This is a genomic window from Veillonella orientalis, assembly GCF_018406505.1.
Taxonomy (GTDB): Bacteria; Bacillota; Negativicutes; order Veillonellales; family Veillonellaceae; genus Veillonella; species Veillonella nakazawae.
The window spans coordinates 372,922-395,870 of record NZ_AP022322.1; the positions used below are offsets into that span (position 1 = coordinate 372,922).

Sequence of the window (22,949 nt, forward strand, 5' to 3'; positions counted from 1 at the left end):
TAGAAGTGGAGAGATAAAAAGCTATAAGCGTTGCTTACATTTATTAAAAAGACTTGACATAATTCGTTTACAATAGTAAACTTACATTAAACACATTTGTTTACACTTGTAAACGAAGAGGAGGAAAGGAAAATGAGCACAAGAGAACTTAATACTTATATCACAGATGCTGAATGGGAAGTCATGCGTGTAGTTTGGGCAAATGATCGAGTAACTAGTAAAAAAGTCATTTCCGTATTGCAAGAAAAAATGGGCTGGACACAATCCACTATCAAAACGATCTTAGGTCGATTAGTTGGAAAAGGCGTACTAAATACAGAGCAAGAAGGTAGAAATTTTATTTACACTGCCAATATTGAAGAGAAAGAAGCTGTAAGGGATTATGTAGAAGATATTTTTAACCGTATTTGCAATAAGAAAGTCGGAAATGTAATAGGAAGCATCATTGAAAAGCATGTTTTAAGCTTTGATGATATAGATCGACTAGAAAAAATATTAGAGATGAAAAAATCTTTCGCAGTAGAAGAAGTGGATTGCAATTGTCCAGAAGGACAATGCGAATGTCATTTACATCATCATTAAGCATAAGGAGGAATTTAAAATGAATAATGACAACAGATATTCATCCCATAATCACCATGATTATGACGACATAGATAAGTTAAAACACCAGCATGGAATCACAGATGAACATGGAGACCATAAGGATCAACATCACGACCATCATGCTGGGCATGATCACAGCGGGCACAGTGGGCATGATCACAGCGGGCACAATGAGCATGATCACAGCGGGCACAGTGGGCATGACCACAGTGGGCACGGAGGGCATGACCACCATCATCACGGAAGCTTTTAGGAACTTTTCTTAAAGTCATTGCCACTAGGAATCGTTATTATGCTCTTATCCCCTATGTATGGATTTGAACTACCATTCCAGTTGACTTTTCCATATTCTGATATTGTAGTAGCTATTTTATCTACTATATTAATTATTTATGGTGGACGTCCATTCTATCAAGGCGCAGTTGACGAATTTAAACAAAAAGAACCTGGAATGATGACTCTAGTTTCTTTAGGTTTAAGTGCTTCATATTTATACAGTATTTATGCTGTGATCATCACCTACGTAACGGGTGAACACGTGATGGACTTTTTCTTTGAATTTGCTTCATTACTATTAATCATGTTATTAGGTCACTGGATTGAGATGAAAGCTATTGGAGAAGCAGGAGATGCACAAGCAGCATTGGCTAAGTTAGTGCCGAAAGATGCTCACGTTGTATTAGAAGACGATTCAATTGAAACACGTCCAGTTGCAGACTTACAGGTAGGTGATTTAATTCGTGTTCAAGCCGGAGAAAATGTGCCAGCAGACGGAACTATCGAGCGTGGCGAATCACGTGTAAATGAAGCTCTTTTGACTGGCGAATCAAAAGCAGTTAAAAAAGGTCCTGGCGATGAAGTAATCGGGGGCTCAACAAATGGAGAAGGGGTTCTTTATATTAAAGTGCTTGAGACAGGTGATCAATCCTTCATCTCTCAAGTTCAGAATTTAATCAGCCAAGCTCAAAGTCAGCCTTCCAGAGCAGAAAATATTGCTCAAAAGGTTGCAGGATGGCTCTTCTATATTGCGGTCATTGTCGCACTAATAGCTTTTGTAGTGTGGATGATTATTGGAGATATCCCAACGGCAGTTACCTTTACTATTGCGACCTTAGTTATAGCTTGTCCACATGCATTAGGTCTGGCTATTCCATTGGTCACCGCCCGTAGCACAAGCTTAGGAGCCAGTCGTGGGTTACTGGTGAAAGACCGCCAAGCCTTAGAAATAGCTCAAGATGCAGATGTGATAATTTTAGATAAAACAGGTACTTTAACAACTGGTGAGTTTAAAGTATTAGACGTTGAACTTTTTAGTAACAAATATAAGAAAGAGGAAATCATTGCCTTATTGGCAGGTATTGAAGGAGGATCTAGTCACCCAATTGCTCAATCAATTATAAGTTTCGCCGAGCAGCAAGATATACGTCCAGCATCTTTTGATTCTATTGATGTGATTTCCGGTGCTGGAGTAGAGGGTAAAGCAGGCGGACACCGTTACCAATTAATCAGTCAAAAAGCCTACGGACGTAATCTGGATATGGATATTCCAAAAGGAGCAACTCTCAGTGTCTTAGTAGAAAACGATGATGCTATTGGTGCTGTAGCTTTAGGGGATGAATTAAAACCAACGAGCAAAGAGTTAATTAAAGTTCTTAAAAAGAACAATATTCAACCAATTATGGCAACAGGTGATAATGAAAAAGCAGCTCAAGGCGTGGCAGAATATTTAGAGATTGAATATAGATCAAATCAATCTCCACAAGACAAATATGAGTTAGTAAAAACACTTAAAGAAGAAGGAAAAAAAGTTATCATGGTAGGTGACGGTATCAATGATGCTCCTTCTCTTGCCTTGGCAGATGTTGGAATAGCGATCGGTGCAGGAACTCAAGTGGCGTTGGATTCAGCTGATGTCATCTTGACTCAATCTGATCCAGGAGATATTGAATCATTTATTGAATTAGCACACAAAACAACTCGTAAAATGAAACAAAATCTCTTTTGGGGAGCCGGTTATAACTTTATAGCTATCCCTCTAGCTGCAGGAATTTTGGCTCCTATTGGTATCACATTAAGCCCTGCATTAGGAGCAGCCCTAATGTCTGTGTCAACAGTCATTGTCGCCATTAATGCTATGTTATTAAGGTTAGATCCCAAAAATAACGGTTAACAGATTGAATGATTGAAACTCCTTAAAGTATCAAGATACAATAGTTTTACAGGAGAAAAAGAGATGTAAGTACTAGCTCTTTTAATACCATGAAAGTTGGTACTATAGAATCTTTATAAATTATTTTTAATATTGTATAATGAGTATATAAGTTGTATAAAATTAATTATAGAGAGGAGGGCCTATGGAGTTTTTAATTTGGATGGCTATAGGGATCGCCCTGATGGCGGTAGAACTCGTTGTACCGGGCGGTATTTTAGGGCTCATCGGTTATTGTGCATTCCTTTGGGGCGTTTTTATAGCTCTTGGAGAAGGAACGGTAGCGCTGTATGCCGTACTAGGATTGACGGCCTTGCTAATTGTCCTTATCATCGTGTTCTTTAATCACTTTGAAAAGACTTGGATAGGCAAATTATTTACCTTAGGGCAACGGTCTACGACCAAGGCTGGCTATGTATCTAATGATGTATTAGAGGACTTAGCTGGTAAAGAGGGGGTAGCTCATACTACACTGCGCCCTGCAGGTATTGCTAAAATTGATGGTAATTTGGTAGATGTTGTAACCGAAGGGGACTTCATCGATGCCGGTTCACCGATTGTGGTACTGCGTGTTGTAGGCGGCCGCAATATTGTTAGAAAGCGCGATTAAGCTTTCACCACATCGTCGTATATAATGGAGGTTATTATGGATGTAGGTATTTTACTTTTGATTCCCATTCTACTGATTGGGATTATGGTGTTCTTGTATGTTGTGCCATTAGGCCTTTGGGTATCTGCTCTTGCAGCAGGTGTTAATGTTGGGATCTTTACACTTGTAGGTATGCGCTTGCGTCGTGTAAATCCATCCCAAATCGTAATGCCTTTGATTAAAGCTAATAAAGCGGGCCTTGATGTAAACGTAAATCAGCTAGAAGCGCATTACCTTGCAGGTGGTGACGTTGACCGCGTCGTAGATGCGTTGATCGCCGCTGAGCGCGCATCTATTCCTTTGACATTTGAACGTTCTGCAGCTATCGACCTTGCAGGTCGCGATGTATTGGAAGCGGTTCAAATGTCCGTTAATCCTAAAGTGATTGAAACACCAATCATCTCTGCAGTGGCAAAAAATGGTATCGAGCTCAAGGTTCGTGCTCGTGTAACTGTACGTGCTAATATTGACCGCCTCGTTGGTGGTGCTGGTGAAGCGACAATCATCGCCCGTGTTGGTGAAGGTATTGTAACAACTGTAGGTTCCTCTGAAGAGCACACAGATGTATTGGAAAATCCAGATCACATCTCTCGTACTGTATTGGGTAAAGGTCTTGATGCGGGTACTGCATTCGAAATCTTGTCCATCGATATTGCTGACGTAGACGTAGGACGTAACATCGGTGCTCAATTGCAAACAGATCAAGCGGAAGCGGACAAGAAAATCGCTCAAGCTCGTGCGGAAGAACGCCGTGCCATGGCTGTTGCTACAGAACAAGAAATGCGTGCGAAAACACAAGACATGCAAGCTAAGGTTGTGGAAGCACAAGCTGAAGTTCCTAAAGCATTGGCAGAAGCTTTCAGAAACGGTAATCTTGGAGTTATGGATTACTACAATATGAACAATATTATTGCAGACACTAAAATGCGTGAAAATTTAGCAGATAGTGAATAGGAGTAGCTATGGACTCTATTTTGTCTTCCGTGCTATCCATCTTTTCGAATAATCCTATATTTGTTCTAGCTATCATCGCGTATATTGCTTTTTCGATTATAAAAAGTAAGAATACAGAAGAGTCTGATGACTATGATAACTATGAAAGTTCGAGTTCTGGCCAGACTTGGGAGGATATGGAGCGTGAATATGGTATCTCCATAGAGAAAAAGCCTGTAGAACCTTCAACTGAGGATTTATTGTATGATGATGATTTTTATCGAGATATTTTTAAAAATAGACCGATTGAGAATCAGCATCCTGAGGCCCCTTTACGAAAAAAGGGCGGAAGACTGTTTCAATATGATGATACGGAGACATCTGAAAAACATGTTGAAGTGCATCCAAGTAATGATAAAACTCAAACAGTTTTAGCTTCCGAGAATCATTACGATGAAGCGTCTACAACGCAACAAGGTACTCATGGTTCATCCAAGAAAACCTCAATTAAATCAACTAGCTTTAGTACTAATACGACTCGTTCGACTCGAGAATCTGTTACAGGTCCTTCTTTAAATGAGCGATTAGCTGAGTTTAAACGCGATAAAGCATCTAAAGAGGGTCGTGTTCTTCTTGAGAATATAGACGTTACGACTGCCCCAGCTGTAACCTCAACAGGTAAACGAAAAGCTAATCATGCCTTGAAAGAGGGGATGAAGTGGTCTATCATTTTAGGCAAGCCAAAAGCTCTAGAGCGGAGATATCGCTAATTAGAATGCTAACAATAAGCTCTACTAGAAGGTTGTTAGGCCATAGAATATGAATGGTTTATGCCGGATATTGTGATAGCAACTAAAATTATATCTATCGTATGTGGTGCATATAATTACATATGGAAAGAGGTTCCTATTGGTCACCTATGTGACTATTAGGAACCTTTTTTGTATTGTTTTTTCTTGATGGAGCTTTCACAATAATAGAGAAGGGAGTTCGTCTATAAGGAAAGGTGATATTATGTATCGTAATGTGCGCGTTATACCTAGACAGATATTGGAACAACTATATGTAGAAAAACAGTGGAGTGTTAGAGAGGTAGCAGAGTATTTTCAGTGTAGTGTAGACACTATTATGCGACGCATGAAGCAGTATGACATTGAGCGAAGACCTTTAAAAAAGGATATCAATATGGTTCATGTACAAGCTCTATACGAAACTGGTAAGTGGTCTCTGCACTCGTTAGCAAAGCGTTATGATGTGTCTATTACGACAATGGCAAGCCGTATGAAGGAATATGGACTGGCTTGTCAGCGATCTACGAAGAATGTATCTATCGATCCAGTACGTATTTGTAGGGCTTATAAAAGTGGAAATACTTCGGATTCTATTGCTCGCATGTACGGCATATCCCGATGGAAGGTACATCATATATTGCGCCATATGGGAATGTGTACAACGCCTAGGGCACAAACATCTCAAAAGGTAGAGGAGATGGCTTACTTATATATTCATCATCATATGAGTACAGATGACATAGGTTTAGCCTATGGTATACGAGGATCTACGGTGGCTATTTATCTACGGGAACAAGGCATAGAAATTCGTACCAATACTTTACAGTTAGATGAAAATAACATAAAAAACCTACGAGCAAAAGGGTATGGTGTTGCTAAAATAGCACAGATGATGGGATGCTCTGCTTCTGCGGTGAGAAAGCGACTAGCTATGAAAAAATATATCTCTCCTTGATGTAGTGTAGTAGATACTATATACTTAAATTTATACAATGATGGGAGGAATATTATGTTCGAAATTATCTCTGCTTTAATACCGTTTTTCTTACTTGGCATAGTTGCCGCTGGTTTATCCCGTGTATCTGGGGTGGCCTTGTCAATGATTATAGTACCAACTCTATTGATTTGGGGTGCTAATGCCATTGATGTCATCGCTTTCATGTTGCTCTTTGTAGTGTATAACAACTTTACAATGGAGACACAAGACGTTCGTTTAGATTATAAAGATCTTGTATTATTCCCTAAATGGCGCTTGTGCATTCCCTTTATTTTGACTATTATTACAGCCTACTTCGCACCAGCTGCGGGCATTGCAGTCTTTATGGCTTGCTTTGTATTAGAACTATTGGCTACCGTGTATAAACGGATTCCTGAAAATAAACGTCCTCGTTTACACCGCGTTATCGTTACATCAGTTTTAAGTGCTGTTGTAACGGCTGTAGGTGCTTATGCAGGTCCAAAAATTCCTAGCGAATACTACTTCATCTGTGCTGGTTTAGCAATCTTAGTTATTACAGGCTTTGCATGGTATGTAGGTAACCATCGAGATGCTTTTAGAGGTGCGTGGGAAACAATTTGGGCTGACTTTAATCTATTCCTGGGGATGTTTGGCGTAGAAGCATCTTACTACCCAGCGGCGCTAACTCGTTCTATTCCAAATCCAATGGATCGTATGCTACCAATGATTACTGTAGTAGGTGGTTATGCAGGTCTCATGGTGGTGTTTGGGTTGTATAATATTTTCTCCATACCATCCTTGATTACTGCTATTGGTGCGGCTATCGGTATTCGTCTATTTGGTTTGTACGAGTTTCCACGTCATGGCAGCTTCTCCTACTTGGCTATTGGCTTTGCTATAGCTGCTGTTGTGTGCTTGTACCTCGTATCTCCAACACCAGTAGGTTTTGATTATATCAATACATTGGTATCTCAACCTATCGTTCAATAATGGTTGCTCCTATAGTCGTTGCCATATCTTTTTGTTAATATTGTTAATGTCTCACATGGTAGATAATTGAATTTGAATATGTGACATAGTTCATATATTGTGTTGAAAGTTGAGTCCATACTAGATTGTGAAAGGAGTTGATGCTCTGTGGCAGAAACAATTGAAACGAGACCATTTCCGCCATTCTTACCAAAGAATACGACGGTCATGATGATGGGGACATTCCCACCAACTTCCGAAAAGCGTTCTATGGAATTTCATTATCCTAACTTTCAAAATGATATGTGGCGCGTGTATGGCTTAGTATTCTTTGACGATAAGGAACACTTTAGAAAAGGTGAGGAAAAAGCCTTTGATGCGGATAAGATCAAAGCGTTCTTATCTGAAGCGGGGATTGCTTCTTGTCCTACTGTTTTGAAAGCTATACGCGAAAAGGGCAATGCATCGGATGCATTTCTTAAGGTCGTTGAACCTGTACCGCTTGCAGAGGTATTGGACCGAATTCCACACTGTAAACATATTGGTACAACTGGTGGTAAGGCCACAGAAATTTTGTTAAGCCTTTTGCCAGAAAAGGTTAAACTACCTAAAACAGGGGAGACAATTCCTTTTGTGTTTAACGGTCGTGAATTGACGTTAACACGATTGCCATCTACATCTCGTGCATATCCATTAAGCCTTGCCAAAAAGGCTGAAGCCTATAAAAATTTCTTTAAGGCTTGTGGATTACAAACGAAATAATCTTGATAAATAAACTAATTTAATATGTATAAATAACACCTTTGTTGTTATATTGTATTTTTAATGATGCCATATAAACAGTCAAAGGTGTTTTTGTTATCAAAAATTAATGTGAATTATAAAAATGGATATAACTATATTATGATTGGCTATGTATATCTTGTTATAAATAAAATTAATGATGTATATAACATTTTAATTCTTGATTTTTATAGTGAGAGGTTTATAATTAATCGTTGTTGCAAATGGTTGACAATAGTTTAAGAAAATGGAGTTGATATTATGGATAAGGCTAAAGAGGCCTTATGGACAAGATCCTTTGTCCTTGATACTTTGATTAATTTCTTAGTATTTTTGATTTATTATTTATTAATCGTTATTATTGCGGTAGTAGCAAAGGATAATCTTCATGCCACAGCAAGTCAAGCTGGCTTGGCCGTTGGTATTTATATTATTGGTACTGTTGTTGCTCGTTTGTTAGCAGGGCGGTTTATTAGTATTTTAGGCTGTCGTAAGATGTTGTACTTAGGTTTGTTGATTTACTTGATTTCAACAGCTATGTACTTCTACACACCTAATTTATTGATGCTCGACAGTGTTCGTTTCTTAAATGGTTTTGCTTACGGTATTACATCTACAGCTACAAGTACAATCGTAGCCGCTATTATTCCAATGTCACGTCGTGGTGAAGGGATTAACTACTATGGTTTGTCTACATCTCTTGCCGCTGCAGTAGGTCCGTTTTTAGGTATTTTGATGCTTCATAGCCTTGGCTATGACTTTATCATCGCCTTCTGTGTTGCTCTTATCATCCTTTGTGGTATCGGTTCCGTTATCATGAAATTTGATGAACCTAAGCTCGATATTGATTCTGAAGAACATAAAGGCATTAAAATTTCCGATTATATCGAACCACGTATGAATTCTATTAGTCTTGTTTCTATACTAGTAGGTTTTGCATACTCTGGTGTTATCGGTTTTATGGCCGCTTATACAAAAGATTTAAACCTTATCTTAGCAGGTACATTCTTCTTCGTTGTATATGCTGTAGTTATTACGATAACAAGACCATTACTTGGTATTGTATTTGATATGAAAGGGGAAAACTTCGTTCTTTACCCTTGCTTCATATCTTTAGCACTTGGTATTTTCTTGTTGTCCATCGCTCACTCTACATGGCTTATACTCTTATCTGCTGTGTTTGTTGGTCTTGGTTACGGTACATTTATGTCAAACGGTCAAGCGGTAACTGTTAAAATCGTTCCTGTTCACCGCATTGGTGTTGCCACATCTACATACTTCATTGCCTTAGATATGGGCTTAGGTTTTGGCCCATATATTTTAGGTGCTATTAAAGAGGTAGTCGGTTATACAAGTATGTTCCATGTTACTGTTGTAGTAGCACTTCTTGCATTCGTTGCTTATTATTTCCTCTATGGCCGTTATGTAGGTACTGAAAAAGATCTTTCTTTGAAAGCTCGCGCTGAAGAAGAACAAATCAGAAATCGTAAACGCAATGGTAAACTTGCGTAGAATGTACTCTGATTTGATTAGTTTTATTTCAGTAGATGGATATTATAACTAAATTAAGAGGACTATACGAAAGATTTCGTATAGTCCTTTTTTGGTGTTAAGATATCTTAGAATTTCATTGTGTTTTAGAATGCTAGTTTTGTATTTAAATATCCTTCAAATGGCATCTAGTAGTATAGGTGCATGAGTGGTTAGATTGTAATCTATTATTTCTCAATATTAACGATGTTTACGATAATTTCTACAGCTTTTTTCATGTCATCAATACATGCAAATTCGTGACGACCATGTAGGTTTTCTACGCCAGTAAAGATATTAGGGGTAGGGATGCCCATGAAGGAAATTTTAGAACCATCTGTACCGCCACGGATAGGGTCGCAAATAGGAGTGATACCTGCTTTTTCCATAGCTGCTTTAGCTACGTTGACACATTCCATATTGTCTTTGATGATATCGTACATATTGTAATATTGATCTTTTACGGATACTTCACATACTTCGCGGCCATAGATTTCGTTTAATGTTTGACCAGCTTGTAAGAAGAATGCTTTTTTCGCTTCGAATAATTCTTTGTCATGGTCGCGTATGATATAGTTCATTTTACCGGTATCTACTTGAGTTTCCATGCTCATGAGCATAAAGAAACCTTGGCGACCGCATGTGTGTTCTGGAACAGCAGCACCTGGCAATAGAGCATCGAATTGCATTGCTAATTTAGCACAGTTAATCATAATGCCTTTAGCAGTGCCTGTATGAACAGATACACCTTTTAATGTAACTGTACCGCCAGCGGCATTAAATGTTTCGTATTCAAGTTGACCAAGGCTTTCACCATCAATAGTATAAGCAAAATCAACAGGAAATTCTTTGACATCAAAGTGATCAGCGCCAGTGCCGATTTCTTCATCTGGACCAAAGGCGCACATGATTTTGCCGTGCTTGATTTTTGGATGAGCTACGAGGTAGGCGAGGGCTTCCATGATTTCGCAGATGCCAGCTTTGTCGTCACCGCCTAGTAGTGTAAGACCATCGGTTACTACCAAGGATTTACCAATATAGTTCTTTAAATTAGGGAAATCTGCACGACGTGTGTAGATTTGATGCTCTTCGTTGAGGCAAATATCGCTACCATCATAGTTTTCTACAATGCGGGGTTTAATATTTTCTGCGTTGTAATCAGCTGTATCCATATGAGCAATAAAGCCAATAGCAGGTGCTTTTTCATCTGTATTAGCATTTAATGTGCCAATAACAAAACCATTTTCACGGTTGTAAATCACTTCATCTAAACCGATTGCTTTTAAATCAGGAACGAGCACATTAGTAGCAAAGTCTACTTGAGTTTGAGTACTAGGAATTGTTGTACTTTCCTCGTTAGACCGTGTATTTATGCTTGTATAGCGTACAAAACGTTCGACCATTGATTCCATAATGAGCCTCCTCGTAAGTAAACATACATGTTATACATATTGGTATAAATACTGTATATAATAAAGGTTCTTAATATACTTTCATTGTAGAACAGAGGGGATGAAAATGCAAAATAAATATTTATGGAACGTGTGATATTTTATTCGCATAATGCATAGAAAACCATTGAACCATATATAGTGCCGTGTTAGTATAAAGGTGAATAGTTATACGTTTGTACATTTTCTGTGAGGAGGTTTTACCATGTCGGACGAAACTCGTTCTATTCCGCCCGTAGAACCCGTATTGGATCCTAAGAAGGATTACGTAGAGATTAACTCATATGTAGTATTCTGGGGCCTATTCTATGCGGCAATTTTCACACTGGCTGTAGGGTATTTATGTTTGAAAATTGGTCAAACAGTAGATGCCTTTGCTCCAGTATCTGTACTTGCCATGGGTACAGCAGTTATTTTGAAACGGCAAAATGCTTTTGCCGAAACGGTTCACATTCAGGCTATCGCTAGTTCTAGTACGAACACATTAGCTGGTGCCATGTTCTTCTTACCGGCTCTATACATTTGGAATGTTACGGATGTAACCTTTGTACAAATGGCGATTCCTATTATCCTTGGTGGCGTACTTGGTGTTCTATTATGCGTTATGTTCCGTCGCTACTTTGTTGAGGAAATGCACTATGTGTATCCGTTCCCAAGCGGTCGTGCTGCTGCTGAAGTGCTAATGAGTAATGAAGGTAGTAAAGCGAAACTCATGCTTGGTTCTGGTCTTATCGCTCTTGTATATGATTTTATTCTTAACAGCCTTGGTTGGTGGGAAGAGGTTATCCGTACTACCGCATTTAAATGGGGGTCTGCTCTAGCAGATTCGACTAAGTTAAATGCTGCTGTAGATACAGATGCTGCGTTGCTTGGTCTTGGTTACTTCACAGGCTTGCGTTATGCAGCTATTATCGCAGCTGGTTCCTTCTTCTCTTGGTTCGTATGTATTCCAATCGTATACTATTTAGCTCCGGAACATATCATGCAAATCAATGGACATGCAGTTCCACTTGCAGAAGCTCCTATTCGTAAAGTATTCTTAGACTATGTTCGCCATATTGGTATCGGTATGCTTGCTATGGCAGGTATCATCGGATTGCTCAATATGTCTAAGGTAGTGGCTAGTGTTGTTAAAAATGCAGTACTTGATATTTTCAGTTCCAAAACTGTTGATGTTAACTTGCTTCGTACACAACGCGACGTTCCTACATCTTGGATTGGCGCTGGCATCTTATTATGTACAGTTCTATTTGCAGCATATTTCCACTTTATGTATGCTGAAAGCTTCTCCCAAACAATCGTAGCATTCTTAATCGTTCTAATTATGTCCTTCTTATTATCTGTAGTAGGTATCAGCTCCATTGCCTATACAGGTACAGAACCAGTATCTGGTATGACAATCTTCATGATTATCATCTCCGCTGTATGCTTAACAGCTGCAGGTATGACTGGTAAAGTAGGTATGATTGCAGTCCTCATGATGGCATCCTTCATCGGTACAACTATCGGTATGGCTGGTAACTTCATGTCTGAACTCAAGGTAGCACACATGACAGGTGCTACACCTAAGAAAATGGAACAATGGCAAATCGTTGGTACCATTCTTTGTGCCGTACTTTCTGTAGGTGTTATGATCCTCTTGAACGATGCATATGGCTTCGTAGGAGACCATGCATTAAATGCTCCTCAAGCGAATGCTATGGCTGCTATCATCGAGCCAATGATGACTGGCGGTAGTGCTCAATGGCCTCTATACATGGCTGGTGCATTATTTGCAATCATCTTGTGGATGGTAAAAGTTCCACCATTGGCATTTGCACTTGGTACGTACTTGCCAATGGAAATTAACACACCATTACTTATCGGTGGTTTGATTGCATACTTCGTACAAAATAGTACAAAAGATAAAGAATTGGCAGATCTTCGCTTCTCCAAAGGTAGCACAATTGCATCTGGTCTCGTAGCTGGTGGTGCTATTGGTTCTTTATTCAGTGCTGTACTTCGTATTGCAGGTGTTGATGTATTCGCTCAAGACTGGGTTGAAACACCGGAAGCAACATACCTCAGTATCGTAATGTACTTGTTACTCTGTGTATTCTTGTACAAAGTAGCTATGTACGTAAAAGCTAAAAAAGCTAAATAAAGAATAAGATATACCCTTAAGAATGTGAGTATTTTGTTTGATTAAAAATTGTTAGGAATTCTCTACTCTAGGGATGACCGCCTTTACCGAGTATTATCTGTGCTTGGTGAAGGCGGTCTTTTTATTGTTAATTTTAGGCTTATTCCTGTGTCTATCAATAATTTCTTCGGTATAACTTAAAACTATATTAATATAATACCTATTAATATAGTCGGATTAATTGACCTTAACTATATCGAATGTTATCATAATACTATAATACCTCTAGAGGTATTATTTTTATTATGTTCATATAATGTAAGTATAGATATAATAGTTGATTGAAGAGAACTCCTGTTTCTAAGTAAACAGGGTTAAGTAGGGGCAATTATGAAATTTAAGAAAATTGCAGCTCTTTTGGGAGCTTTTACAATTGCTAGCAGTCTATTTATTGCGGGCTGTGGAAATACAAATAGTAGTCAAAAGGTATGGCGCGTTGGTACTGATGCGACCTATGCACCTTTTGGTTTTAAAGATAAAGATAGTGGTCAGTTAGCAGGTTTTGATATCGATATTATCAATGCCATTGCAAAAGAAGAGGGCATCGAAGCGGATATTCAAAACTTGAACTTTGATGCACTGTTACCAGCACTACAAAGTAATACCATCGATATTGCTATTTCAGATATGACCATTTCTGAAGAACGAGCAAAATCTGTAGATTTCAGTAAACCATACTATATTGCAGGTAATGGGCTCGTTGTTAATATAGATAACACAAATATTAATAGCTTTAAGGATCTAGAAGGCAAGCGTATCGGTGTATCTATTGGTTCTACGGGGGCTGAAATTGCTAGCAAGATTCCTAATGCAGATGTGCGCCAGTTCAATATCATCGTTGATGCCTTTTTAGAACTACAAAATAAAGGCGTCGATGTAGTTATTAACGATACGCCGGTAAACGAATATTATGTTAATGGGAAGGGTAAAGGTATCGCAAAAGTCACTGGAGAAGACTATGATGCGGCACCACTTGGTATTGCTGTGAAAAAAGGTAATACAGAGCTTCTCAATAAAATTAACGATGGCCTAGCTAAGATTAAAGCAAATGGCAAATATGCTGAAATTTATAAAAAATGGTTTGGTAAGGAGCCACCAGCAGAAGATTTAAAATAGTTTGTAGATAGTACCTAAACGTATTATTTGTTATAATACGTTTAGTAAACCCCAAATGGTATGGGGAAGTATAGAGTAGGTGATATGATGGCTAAACGAAGAGCATTTTTAGATATAATTAAAAAGAAGGGCGCCCTCGTTTTAGATGGTGGGTTAGGTTCAGAATTAGAACGTTATGGCTGTGATCTTCAACATAAGTTGTGGTCTGCCAAGGTTCTTATGGATCAACCGGATGTCATTAAGAAAATACATATTTCCTACTTAGCGGCTGGTGCAGACATTATTCAAAGTTCTGGCTATCAAGCAACTGTAGCAGGCTTTAAAGGATTAGGGCTTGGTACGGAAGAGGCCATAGAACTCGTTAAATTATCTGTTCGTCTAGCTGTACAAGCTCGCAACGAGTTTTTAGAGGCTAAGGCGACTGGAGCACTTACATTGCGGGGGATTACACTTGGTGAAGAGACTCCAGATGGGGTTAGATATTTTTCTGAAGGTGCATTGCCTAAACCATTAGTGGCGGCTTCTGTAGGACCATATGGTGCATTTTTGGCGGATGGATCTGAGTACCGTGGATATCCTGATGTGCAAACTGAATATCTCGAAGTATTCCATATTCCTCGGTTAGCATTATTCTGTGAAGAAAACCCGGATATATTATCCTTTGAAACTATCCCGTCTTATGACGAAGCCATTGCCATTGCTCGCGCCATGTCTGACCCATACACATCGAGAGGAATTCCAGGATGGATTGCCTTTTCTTGTAAAGATGGACATCATGTTTCTAGTGGTGAAACCATCATTAAATGCGCGGAGATGATCGACAAGGTTAGACCTATAACTGGTATTGGTGTCAACTGTACTAAGCCGGAATACGTAGAGTCCTTGATTAAGGATATTCGGACTGTTACGGATAAACCGATTGCTGTATATCCTAATCTTGGTGAAAGCTATGATAGTGAAACTAAGACCTGGTATGGCGACCCTGCATCATTTGTAGATTATGTTGATGTATGGCGTAATGCTGGGGCAGATATCATAGGTGGTTGTTGTAGAACAACACCTGAAATTATTAGAGATATAGCTAGAAAAATTCATAAATAGTAATATAAACTAATGATATAAACATAAAAGGCTATCGATGTTAAGTCGATAGCCTTTTTCTATTAGCTGATGTTTTATTGGTTTTATATAATAAAAAAGCAGTGCATAAGCACTGCTTTTACTATGGCGGAGAGACAGGGATTTGAACCCTGGGTACGGGATAACCGCACACATGATTTCCAATCATGCTCCTTCAGCCGCTCGGACACCTCTCCATGTATTCTGTTGTGTAACAGGTACTTGTATAGTATATGAAAAAGTTAGATTTATGTCAAGCAAAAAATCGTGAAAATCTTAGACTTTCATAAGACTTTTAAACTCTATTAATTTAGCTTGGGTTCTACTGTTAGTAGTAATAATTAAATTGTAAAAATGTTACGCAACATATTGTTAAAACGTAAGATATGTATCCTTTGAAGTATAAGAAAAAAGACCGCCTAAACAGGCGGTCTTTAGTTTGTATATTATAATACTTCTTTGATTTCAGCTGCATCGATGGATGCTTTGATATCGTCTGCCATTTTTTCGATTTTTGGAAGATCTTCTGGTTTTAAAGAAGATTTGATATCAAGTGGTTCGGATATGATTTCAATGTCTTTGAAGTCGTTTTCAAAGTGAGCAACCATTGTTTTCATTGCAGCAGATGCCCAAGAGTGGTTACCAATGATGGATACCTTATGGTTTTGGAAGTTAAGTGCTTTTAATTCATGAATGAAGTTTTCCATAGTAAGGTATAGGTTCAAATTGTATGTAGGTGCAATTGTTACCAAGTTAGTGTATTTCCAAGCATCAGCGATAATGTAGGAAGCGTTAGTTTTGGAAACATCATAGATTTTAATATCTGTGACGCCGCGTTTAGACAATTGTTTTGCCAATTGTTGTGCAATAGCACGAGTGTTACCGTACATAGAACCGAAGGCAATAACAACACCTTTTTTACAAGCTGTGTAGCTGGACCAGTGCAAGTATTTGCGCAAGATATAATCGATAGTTTCAGGTGTACGCCAGATAGGACCATGTAGTGGAGCAATGCGTTTGATGTCAAGACCAGAAACTTTACGAATAGCATTTTGTACTTGAGGACCGTATTTACCAACTATATTTGTGTAGTAACGACGAGCTTCATCTTCGTAGGTAGCAACGTAATCAGTTTGGTCTGCAAAGATGTTACCGTTAACTGTACCGAATGTACCGAAAGCATCTGCAGAGAATAATGTACCAGTAGATTTTTCATATGTACAAGTTACTTCTGGCCAGTGAACCATAGGCATAGTGTAGGAAACAAGTGTATGTTTACCAAGGCAAATTTCGTCGCCTTCTTTTACAGTGTAGTATTGGTCAGGTTTTGGAGAATTGTAGAATTGCTCGAACATGCGGAATGTTGTAGCATTACCAACCATTTTACAGTTTGGATAGCGTTCCAATGTTTCCAATAATGTTTGGCAATGGTCTGGTTCCATATGGTTTACGACGATGTAATCAAGATCGCGACCATTTAATAGATGAGTCAAGTTATCAAAGTATTCTTCGCGAATTTCTGCATCAACAGAGTCTACAACACAAGTTTTTTCATCGTCGATGAAATAGCTGTTATAGCTAACACCATTTGGAATAGGGAATAAGTTTTCAAAACGTTCTGTGGTCCAGTCATTACTACCAATCCAGTAGATATTATGGGTCATTTTCTGAGCACAATGCATAATAAAATCCTTTCTTAACTCACATTTGTTATGTATAGGTTTACACGAATTTTTGTGTTTGTAAATATATCATCAACTTATAATACAGTTTTTTTCGAAAAAAATCAATATATCGACATATGTCAATGTGTTATGACTGTGATAACTTTCACATGTTAGGGTATATTTTGTAAAAGTTTGTAAATATAGCCCATTCCTAAGAATGGGCTATATAAATTATTTAAAGTATTTTACACCAGATGTAAAGATTGGCATTTCTAATTGGCCAGGAATATTCTTACTAATACCAGCACCACAGCGTTCGGAGTGGGCCATTTTACCAAATACGCGACCATCAGGACTATAAATACCTTCGATAGCAGCTACAGATTGATTTGGATTGAAGCAGCTATCCATGGAGGCAATACCGTCAAAGTCTACGTATTGTGTAGCAATTTGACCAGTTTTGTTGAATTCCAATACTTGTTGAGGGGAAGCGATGAAGCGACCTTCGCCGTGAGAAATTGGCACAGTGTAAATTTCGCCCGCTTTAGCATCACTCATCCAAGGGGATTTGGTAGAAATAACTTTAGTGTTAACCATACGGGATAAGTGACGACCGATTGTGTTGTATGTCAATGTAGGATGATCGGCGGTTAACGTTTCGATATGACCACCTGGCAACAAACCTAATTTGATAAGGGCTTGGAAACCATTACAAATACCAAGTACAAGGCCATCTTGTTTGTACAAGAGGTTTTCTAGACCTTCTGCAAGGTATGGATTGCGGAAGAGGGTAGCCATGAATTTGCCAGAACCATCTGGTTCATCACCAGCACTGAAGCCACCAGGGAACATAAGAATTTGGGATTCTGCCAATTTCGTTTTAATTACATCGATAGATTCTTTTAACTGTTCTGGTGTTTGATTGCGGATGATTACGATATCTGTTTCTGCCCCAGCACGTTCAAAGGCACGAGCGGAATCAAATTCGCAGTTTGTACCAGGGAATACAGGAATGAGCACTTTAGGTTTTGCACCTAAAGATGTACTGCGCGGTTTAGCATGTTGGTCATGAATGTACGCTACCGCTTCACCAACACCATTTGGCGCATGCATAGGGAAGATATCGTTTAATGGAGCTTCATAAGCTGCTTGAATTTCCTTAAGCGATACGGATTGATCGGCCCATTCAATAACAGGATTTGCCTGTGTTACACCGATTACTTTAAGGCCTGGTAATTCTAAGAGATAGTTAACAGCTTTAATATCTACCTCTACGATAAATGCACCAAGAGCTGGTTGGAAGATAGCACGTTCAGCATATTTATCGAATTTAACACCGATGTTGTTGCCAAGAGCCATTTTAGTAACTGCTTCAGGGATGCCTCCTTGGTCAACTACATAAGCGGAGTAAACGCGACCTTTTTCAATTTGTTCTTGTAAAACTTCACAGTTTTCCTTGAAACGATCCCAATCTGGAGTGTCATCGTATGTACGAGGTACATCAAAGAATACTAAACGATGATCTACACCTTTAAGGTCTTGGCTTACGATATTATCTACGTGAGCTGTACCAACTGCAAAGGATACGAGGGTAGGAGGAACTGTAAGGTCCATAAAGGTACCGCTCATAGAATCTTTACCGCCAATAGCGCCGATTTCAAGTTCTTTTTGAGCTTTATATGCACCGAGAAGGGCTGCTACAGGTTTACCCCAGGATTCTTTAGAGTTGAGGCGTTCAAAGTACTCTTGTAATGTTAAGTATGCATCTTCACGACGACCGCCGAGAGCTACTAATTTAGCGACAGATAAAAGTACAGCATATTGTGCGCCATGGTATGGGCTCCAGTCGGATAACTCAGGTACAAAGCCATGTGTCATGATGCTAGCAGTTGTAGTTTCCCCATTTAATACAGGTAATTTTGCTACCATGCCTTGAGTCGGTGTTTTTTGGAATTTGCCACCAAATGGCATAAGCACTGTATTAGCACCTACCGTGCTGTCAAAGCGTTCTGCTAAGCCTTGTTGAGAGGCTGTATTTAAATCGGATACGGCTGCAAGCCATTTATCTTTGAAGTTCTCTGCACTAGAAGAACCACGTAAGAAGTAAGAACGATCCGCTGGAGCTGTTACAATAGCTTCCTGCTGTTGACTTGCACCATTTGTATTTAAGAAGTCGCGGCTGATATCTACGATTGTTTCGCCATTCCAGTTCATGATGAGGCGATTTGTATCAGTTACATCTGCAACAACTGTACATTCTAAGTTTTCTTCGTCGCAGTATGCTTTGAATGCATCTACATCAGAAGCGGAGATAACGCAGGCCATACGTTCTTGAGATTCAGAAATTGCCAATTCTGTACCATCGAGGCCAGCGTATTTTTTAGGCACTAAATCAAGATTAATAGTTACGCCATCTGTTAATTCACCGATGGCGACGGATACACCGCCAGCACCAAAGTCATTACAACGTTTGATGAGTGTAGTTACTTCACCACGACGGAAGAGGCGTTGAATTTTGCGTTCCGTAAGGGCATTGCCTTTTTGTACCTCGGCACCGCATGTGGATAGAGATTCTACGGTATGTTCTTTAGAGGAACCTGTAGCACCACCACAGCCATCGCGACCAGTTTTACCGCCAAGTAATACTACAACATCGCCTGGAACGGGTTCTTCGCGGCGTACTTGATTGCGTGGAGCTGCACCGATAACAGCACCGATTTCCATGCGTTTTGCTACGTAGCCAGGATGGTAATATTCTTTTACTTCACCTGTAGCAAGACCGATTTGGTTGCCGTAAGAGGAATAGCCACGAGCTGCTTCTTGCGTAATTTTCTTTTGTGGTAATTTACCTTCTAATGTATCTTCAAGGCTCGTATGTGGATCGCCAGAACCGGTGATGCGCATTGCTTGGTATACATAGGCGCGGCCGCTCAATGGATCGCGGATACAACCGCCTAAGCAGGTAGCAGCACCACCGAATGGTTCGATTTCAGTAGGGTGGTTATGGGTTTCATTTTTGAATAATAACAACCACTCTTCAGTTTTTCCGTCTACATCGACAGGAACGATGATAGTACATGCATTGATTTCATCGGATTCATCGAGATTTGTTAAACCACCAGCATGGCGCAATTCTTTTACGGCTAGTGTTGCCATGTCCATGAGGGAACGAGCTTTTTTCTTAGTTGTATAGAGCTCAGAACGACCTTCCATGTATTCTTCGAGGGCTTCTTCAATAGGGCCTGTGAAGCGACTCGCTTCGATAGAGATATCCGTTAACTCTGTCATAAATGTGGTATGACGGCAGTGGTCGGACCAATATGTATCGAAGAGGCGAATTTCTGTAATCGTAGGATCCCGGTGTTCCACCTCTGCATATTGTTGTCTAATCATTTGAAGGTCCGCTAATGTCATAGCAAGACCATAATTTTTGATAAGTCCTTCTAACTCAGCATCGCTCATTGTCGTAAAGCCATCGATAGTTGCCACTGGTTTTGGGTCCTCTAAATTGAGAGCCAAAGTGTTAGGTAATTCAAGGCTTGCTTCGCGGGAATCAACTGGGTTAATATAGTATGCTTTGATGGCATTTTCTTGTTCTTTTGTGAAAGTACCTTCAATAGCAAATACACGGGCACAGCGAACAACGTGGCCAGATGTAAGGGTTAGCATAGAAATACATTGGTCAGCACTATCGGCGCGTTGATCGTATTGACCTGGTACATATTCAACAGCGAATACGAAACCTTGTACAGCTGGAATTTCTTCTAATACTGTATCCACAGGAGGTTCGGAGAAAATTAAATTTTTCGCAGATTCTAAATCTTTGGTATCTAAATTTTCAATATCATATCGTTCATAAATGGTAACACCTGTAACAGGCATAGACAATTCCTGTTGTAAGGTCTGTAACATGCGTTGTGCTTCTTGGTTGAAAGATTCTCGTTTTGTTACGAATAATCGTTGTATAGCCATTGTAGCCTCCTGTAATGTATATAATTCCCTATGGGATATTGACAAATTAAGTATAGTCGGTCTAGACTTATAAGTAAAGATAATCTTACTTATTAAAAGATTAGAAATACTAATAAATATGAAAGGTTCATGAAGGTCATAGGACCTGGATTTCATGAAGATTTCTACATATTCATTATATATTGAGAGTATATAGTTATAATATAGTAAATGATATGGATATTTAAAAGTAAGACACTATTATTAGTATATAACAGAGGTGAATAAAATGGCAGTATCTGCAGATTTATATAGAACCTTTTTAGGGGTAGGCTTATATTTATCCTTTTCTCGTGCCGCAAAAGAACTAGGTGTGTCTCAATCCGCCATCAGTCAAAGCATTAAACAATTAGAAGGGGAACTGAATATGCCTCTTTTCGTGCGTACTACAAAATCTGTAGGATTCACGCCAGAAGGTAAAGAGTTGTTTGATACGGTAGCTAAAGCGTTCTCCATCCTTGATAATGGGGTGACTCAATTACAAGAACGTGTTAGCCAAGCTTATGAAAGTTTAAACCTTGCTGCTACAGATACATTATGTCGCCATTTCTTATTACCATATTTCCATAAATGGCAATTGCAAGAAAGTGAAATCGGATTGCATATCATTAATCGTCCATCCCCTGATTGCGTAGAGTTGGTACTCAATAAAGAGGCTCAGTTAGCGGTAGTTAATGATTATGAAGGCTTGCGTGATAATCCTCAATTAGAGGTCACTACATTGGCTACAATTCAAGATGTATTTGTTGGTGGCCCTGACTATAAAGGGGCAGGCTTCTTTGATCAAGGTCGCTTACTTAACGAGCCTATCTTATTATTACATAAGGGCTCTGCGAGCCGTACCTTCTTTGATGAAGTAACACATGGCGCATGCCGTAAGCCTCGTTTTGAACTTGGTAGCGTCGATGTATTGCTCGATCTTGTAGAAATTAATATGGGCATTTCCATGTTGCCTAACCATGTAGTGCAACAAAAGATGCAAGAAGGCTCCATCGTGCGTATCGATACAGATATTCCTGTACCAACCCGTGATATTGTACTTGTCCGTTCTCGTTTGGTACCTCAATCTGAAGGGGCGGCGCGCTTCACATCCTTGCTTATTAATCGTGAAAGCACTCGTGATAAGGTCTTATAATTATAAGACACACTTTTTGAGAGATTTCAGAAAGTGTGTCTTTTTATATTTTAGGCTAGTCTTATCTGTGCTATATTATATTGTTATAAACCTGTTGAATTTTATAATTCAGAGTTGAAAGTTTTTAAGTCTCTTTGATAGTTATTGTATTAGTCATATTGTTAAGGCTTTTACTTGATATAGGTTGACCCTAAGGGGTTATTTACGTTAAAATTTAAAGATAGTTATACTGCGGAGGTAAGAGCACATGGAATTATTAAAACAACGCATTCGTGAAGAGGGGATTGTCCTCAATAATCGCGTGCTAAAAGTCGATGGTTTTTTAAATCATCAAATCGATCCACAATTGTTTAAAGCAATTGGTAAAGAAATTGCTGATCGTTACCGTGATGCAGGGGTACAACGTATTGTTACTATTGAGGCATCTGGCATTGCATTGGCATTGATGGCTGCGCTTGAACTTGATGTGCCATTAGTATTTGCGCGTAAGAAAAAATCTATTCTTATGGTAGACGATGTATATCATAGTGTGGTGTACTCCTACACAAAAGAAGAAAACTACGATATTACTATTTCTAAAAAATTCTTGCCAGCTGGTGAAAAAGTGTTAATCATCGATGACTTCTTGGCATCTGGTGAGGCGGCTATGGGCCTTGCTAAATTGGTAGAAGACGCAGGTGATGAAGTGGTAGGTATGGCTATTGCTATCGAAAAATCCTTCCAACCTGGTCGCGAACGCCTTGAACATGCAGGTTATCGTGTAGAGTCTTTAGTTCGTATTAAAGAATTTAAAGACAATGGTTGTGTATTTATCGAAGACTAATAGTCTGATTATTTGTA

At 39.1% G+C, this 22,949-nt stretch carries 16 protein-coding genes, 1 tRNA gene and 1 pseudogene; 14 read left to right on the plus strand and 4 right to left on the minus strand.

Translation table 11 applies throughout. The features are described from left to right. Positions 1-132: 132 nt before the first annotated feature. The 9 genes and pseudogenes from VEIS1202513_RS01620 (at position 133) to VEIS1202513_RS01660 (ending at position 9,410) form a co-directional block, all read left to right on the plus strand. Complete coding sequence (locus VEIS1202513_RS01620) at positions 133-582, plus strand: CopY/TcrY family copper transport repressor (protein WP_213467664.1); 450 nt, start codon at positions 133-135, stop codon at positions 580-582. A gap of 19 nt (positions 583-601) precedes the next feature. After that, a pseudogene (locus VEIS1202513_RS01625) lies at positions 602-2,776 on the plus strand (heavy metal translocating P-type ATPase). A 184-nt stretch (positions 2,777-2,960) separates the two neighbouring features. Beyond that, a complete protein-coding gene (locus VEIS1202513_RS01630; protein WP_119208617.1) occupies positions 2,961-3,425 on the plus strand; it encodes an NfeD family protein in 465 nt (154 codons plus the stop codon). A gap of 36 nt (positions 3,426-3,461) precedes the next feature. After that, positions 3,462-4,418, plus strand: coding sequence for a flotillin-like protein FloA (floA, locus tag VEIS1202513_RS01635; protein WP_119208619.1), 957 nt, complete (start codon positions 3,462-3,464; stop codon positions 4,416-4,418). A gap of 8 nt (positions 4,419-4,426) precedes the next feature. After that, the gene (locus VEIS1202513_RS01640) at positions 4,427-5,167 is read left to right on the plus strand and encodes a hypothetical protein (protein ID WP_213467665.1); all 741 of its coding nucleotides are present in this window, start codon (positions 4,427-4,429) and stop codon (positions 5,165-5,167) included. 244 nt (positions 5,168-5,411) lie between these two features. Then, positions 5,412-6,143 carry a COG3415 family protein gene (locus tag VEIS1202513_RS01645; protein ID WP_213467666.1) on the plus strand — a complete coding sequence of 244 codons (732 nt, stop codon included), beginning with the start codon at positions 5,412-5,414 and terminating at the stop codon, positions 6,141-6,143. Between the two features lie 54 nt (positions 6,144-6,197). Continuing rightward, positions 6,198-7,136: a hypothetical protein gene (locus VEIS1202513_RS01650; protein ID WP_156719971.1), complete on the plus strand. Its 939-nt coding sequence runs from the start codon at positions 6,198-6,200 to the stop codon at positions 7,134-7,136. A gap of 147 nt (positions 7,137-7,283) precedes the next feature. Further along, positions 7,284-7,877 carry a Mug protein gene (locus VEIS1202513_RS01655; RefSeq protein ID WP_024065713.1) on the plus strand — a complete coding sequence of 198 codons (594 nt, stop codon included), beginning with the start codon at positions 7,284-7,286 and terminating at the stop codon, positions 7,875-7,877. A 282-nt stretch (positions 7,878-8,159) separates the two neighbouring features. Beyond that, positions 8,160-9,410 carry an MFS transporter gene (locus VEIS1202513_RS01660; protein WP_213467667.1) on the plus strand — a complete coding sequence of 417 codons (1,251 nt, stop codon included), beginning with the start codon at positions 8,160-8,162 and terminating at the stop codon, positions 9,408-9,410. Positions 9,411-9,616: 206 nt separating this feature from the next. Here the strand turns inward: VEIS1202513_RS01660 and pepT are convergent, their stop codons facing one another. Next, a complete protein-coding gene (gene pepT, locus VEIS1202513_RS01665; protein WP_213467668.1) occupies positions 9,617-10,840 on the minus strand; it encodes a peptidase T in 1,224 nt (407 codons plus the stop codon). Positions 10,841-11,084: 244 nt separating this feature from the next. On the opposite strand from pepT, the gene VEIS1202513_RS01670 reads away from it, so the two are divergent. From VEIS1202513_RS01670 to mmuM, 3 genes are all read left to right on the plus strand, one after another. Next, complete coding sequence (locus tag VEIS1202513_RS01670) at positions 11,085-13,022, plus strand: OPT family oligopeptide transporter (RefSeq protein ID WP_156719025.1); 1,938 nt, start codon at positions 11,085-11,087, stop codon at positions 13,020-13,022. Between the two features lie 369 nt (positions 13,023-13,391). Then, the gene (locus tag VEIS1202513_RS01675) at positions 13,392-14,177 is read left to right on the plus strand and encodes a basic amino acid ABC transporter substrate-binding protein (protein WP_213467669.1); all 786 of its coding nucleotides are present in this window, start codon (positions 13,392-13,394) and stop codon (positions 14,175-14,177) included. Between the two features lie 87 nt (positions 14,178-14,264). Beyond that, positions 14,265-15,278 (plus strand): homocysteine S-methyltransferase, encoded by a 1,014-nt coding sequence (gene mmuM / locus VEIS1202513_RS01680; RefSeq protein ID WP_213467970.1) that lies wholly within the window; start codon positions 14,265-14,267, stop codon positions 15,276-15,278. A gap of 124 nt (positions 15,279-15,402) precedes the next feature. On the opposite strand, the gene VEIS1202513_RS01685 is transcribed toward mmuM, so the two are convergent. The 3 genes from VEIS1202513_RS01685 to VEIS1202513_RS01695 form a co-directional block, all read right to left on the minus strand. Continuing rightward, positions 15,403-15,493 (minus strand) — tRNA-Ser (locus VEIS1202513_RS01685). Between the two features lie 249 nt (positions 15,494-15,742). Continuing rightward, positions 15,743-16,978 (minus strand): FprA family A-type flavoprotein, encoded by a 1,236-nt coding sequence (locus tag VEIS1202513_RS01690; protein ID WP_213467670.1) that lies wholly within the window; start codon positions 16,976-16,978, stop codon positions 15,743-15,745. Between the two features lie 216 nt (positions 16,979-17,194). Further along, positions 17,195-20,935 carry a phosphoribosylformylglycinamidine synthase gene (locus tag VEIS1202513_RS01695; RefSeq protein WP_213467671.1) on the minus strand — a complete coding sequence of 1,247 codons (3,741 nt, stop codon included), beginning with the start codon at positions 20,933-20,935 and terminating at the stop codon, positions 17,195-17,197. 268 nt (positions 20,936-21,203) lie between these two features. Between VEIS1202513_RS01695 and VEIS1202513_RS01700 the strand changes: the two genes are divergently transcribed. After that, positions 21,204-22,109, plus strand: a complete 906-nt coding sequence (locus VEIS1202513_RS01700) for a LysR family transcriptional regulator (RefSeq protein WP_024064082.1) — start codon at positions 21,204-21,206, stop codon at positions 22,107-22,109. 247 nt (positions 22,110-22,356) lie between these two features. After that, on the plus strand, positions 22,357-22,932 hold the full coding sequence (locus tag VEIS1202513_RS01705; RefSeq protein ID WP_105085269.1) for a xanthine phosphoribosyltransferase: 576 nt from the start codon (positions 22,357-22,359) through the stop codon (positions 22,930-22,932). Positions 22,933-22,949: the final 17 nt, after the last annotated feature.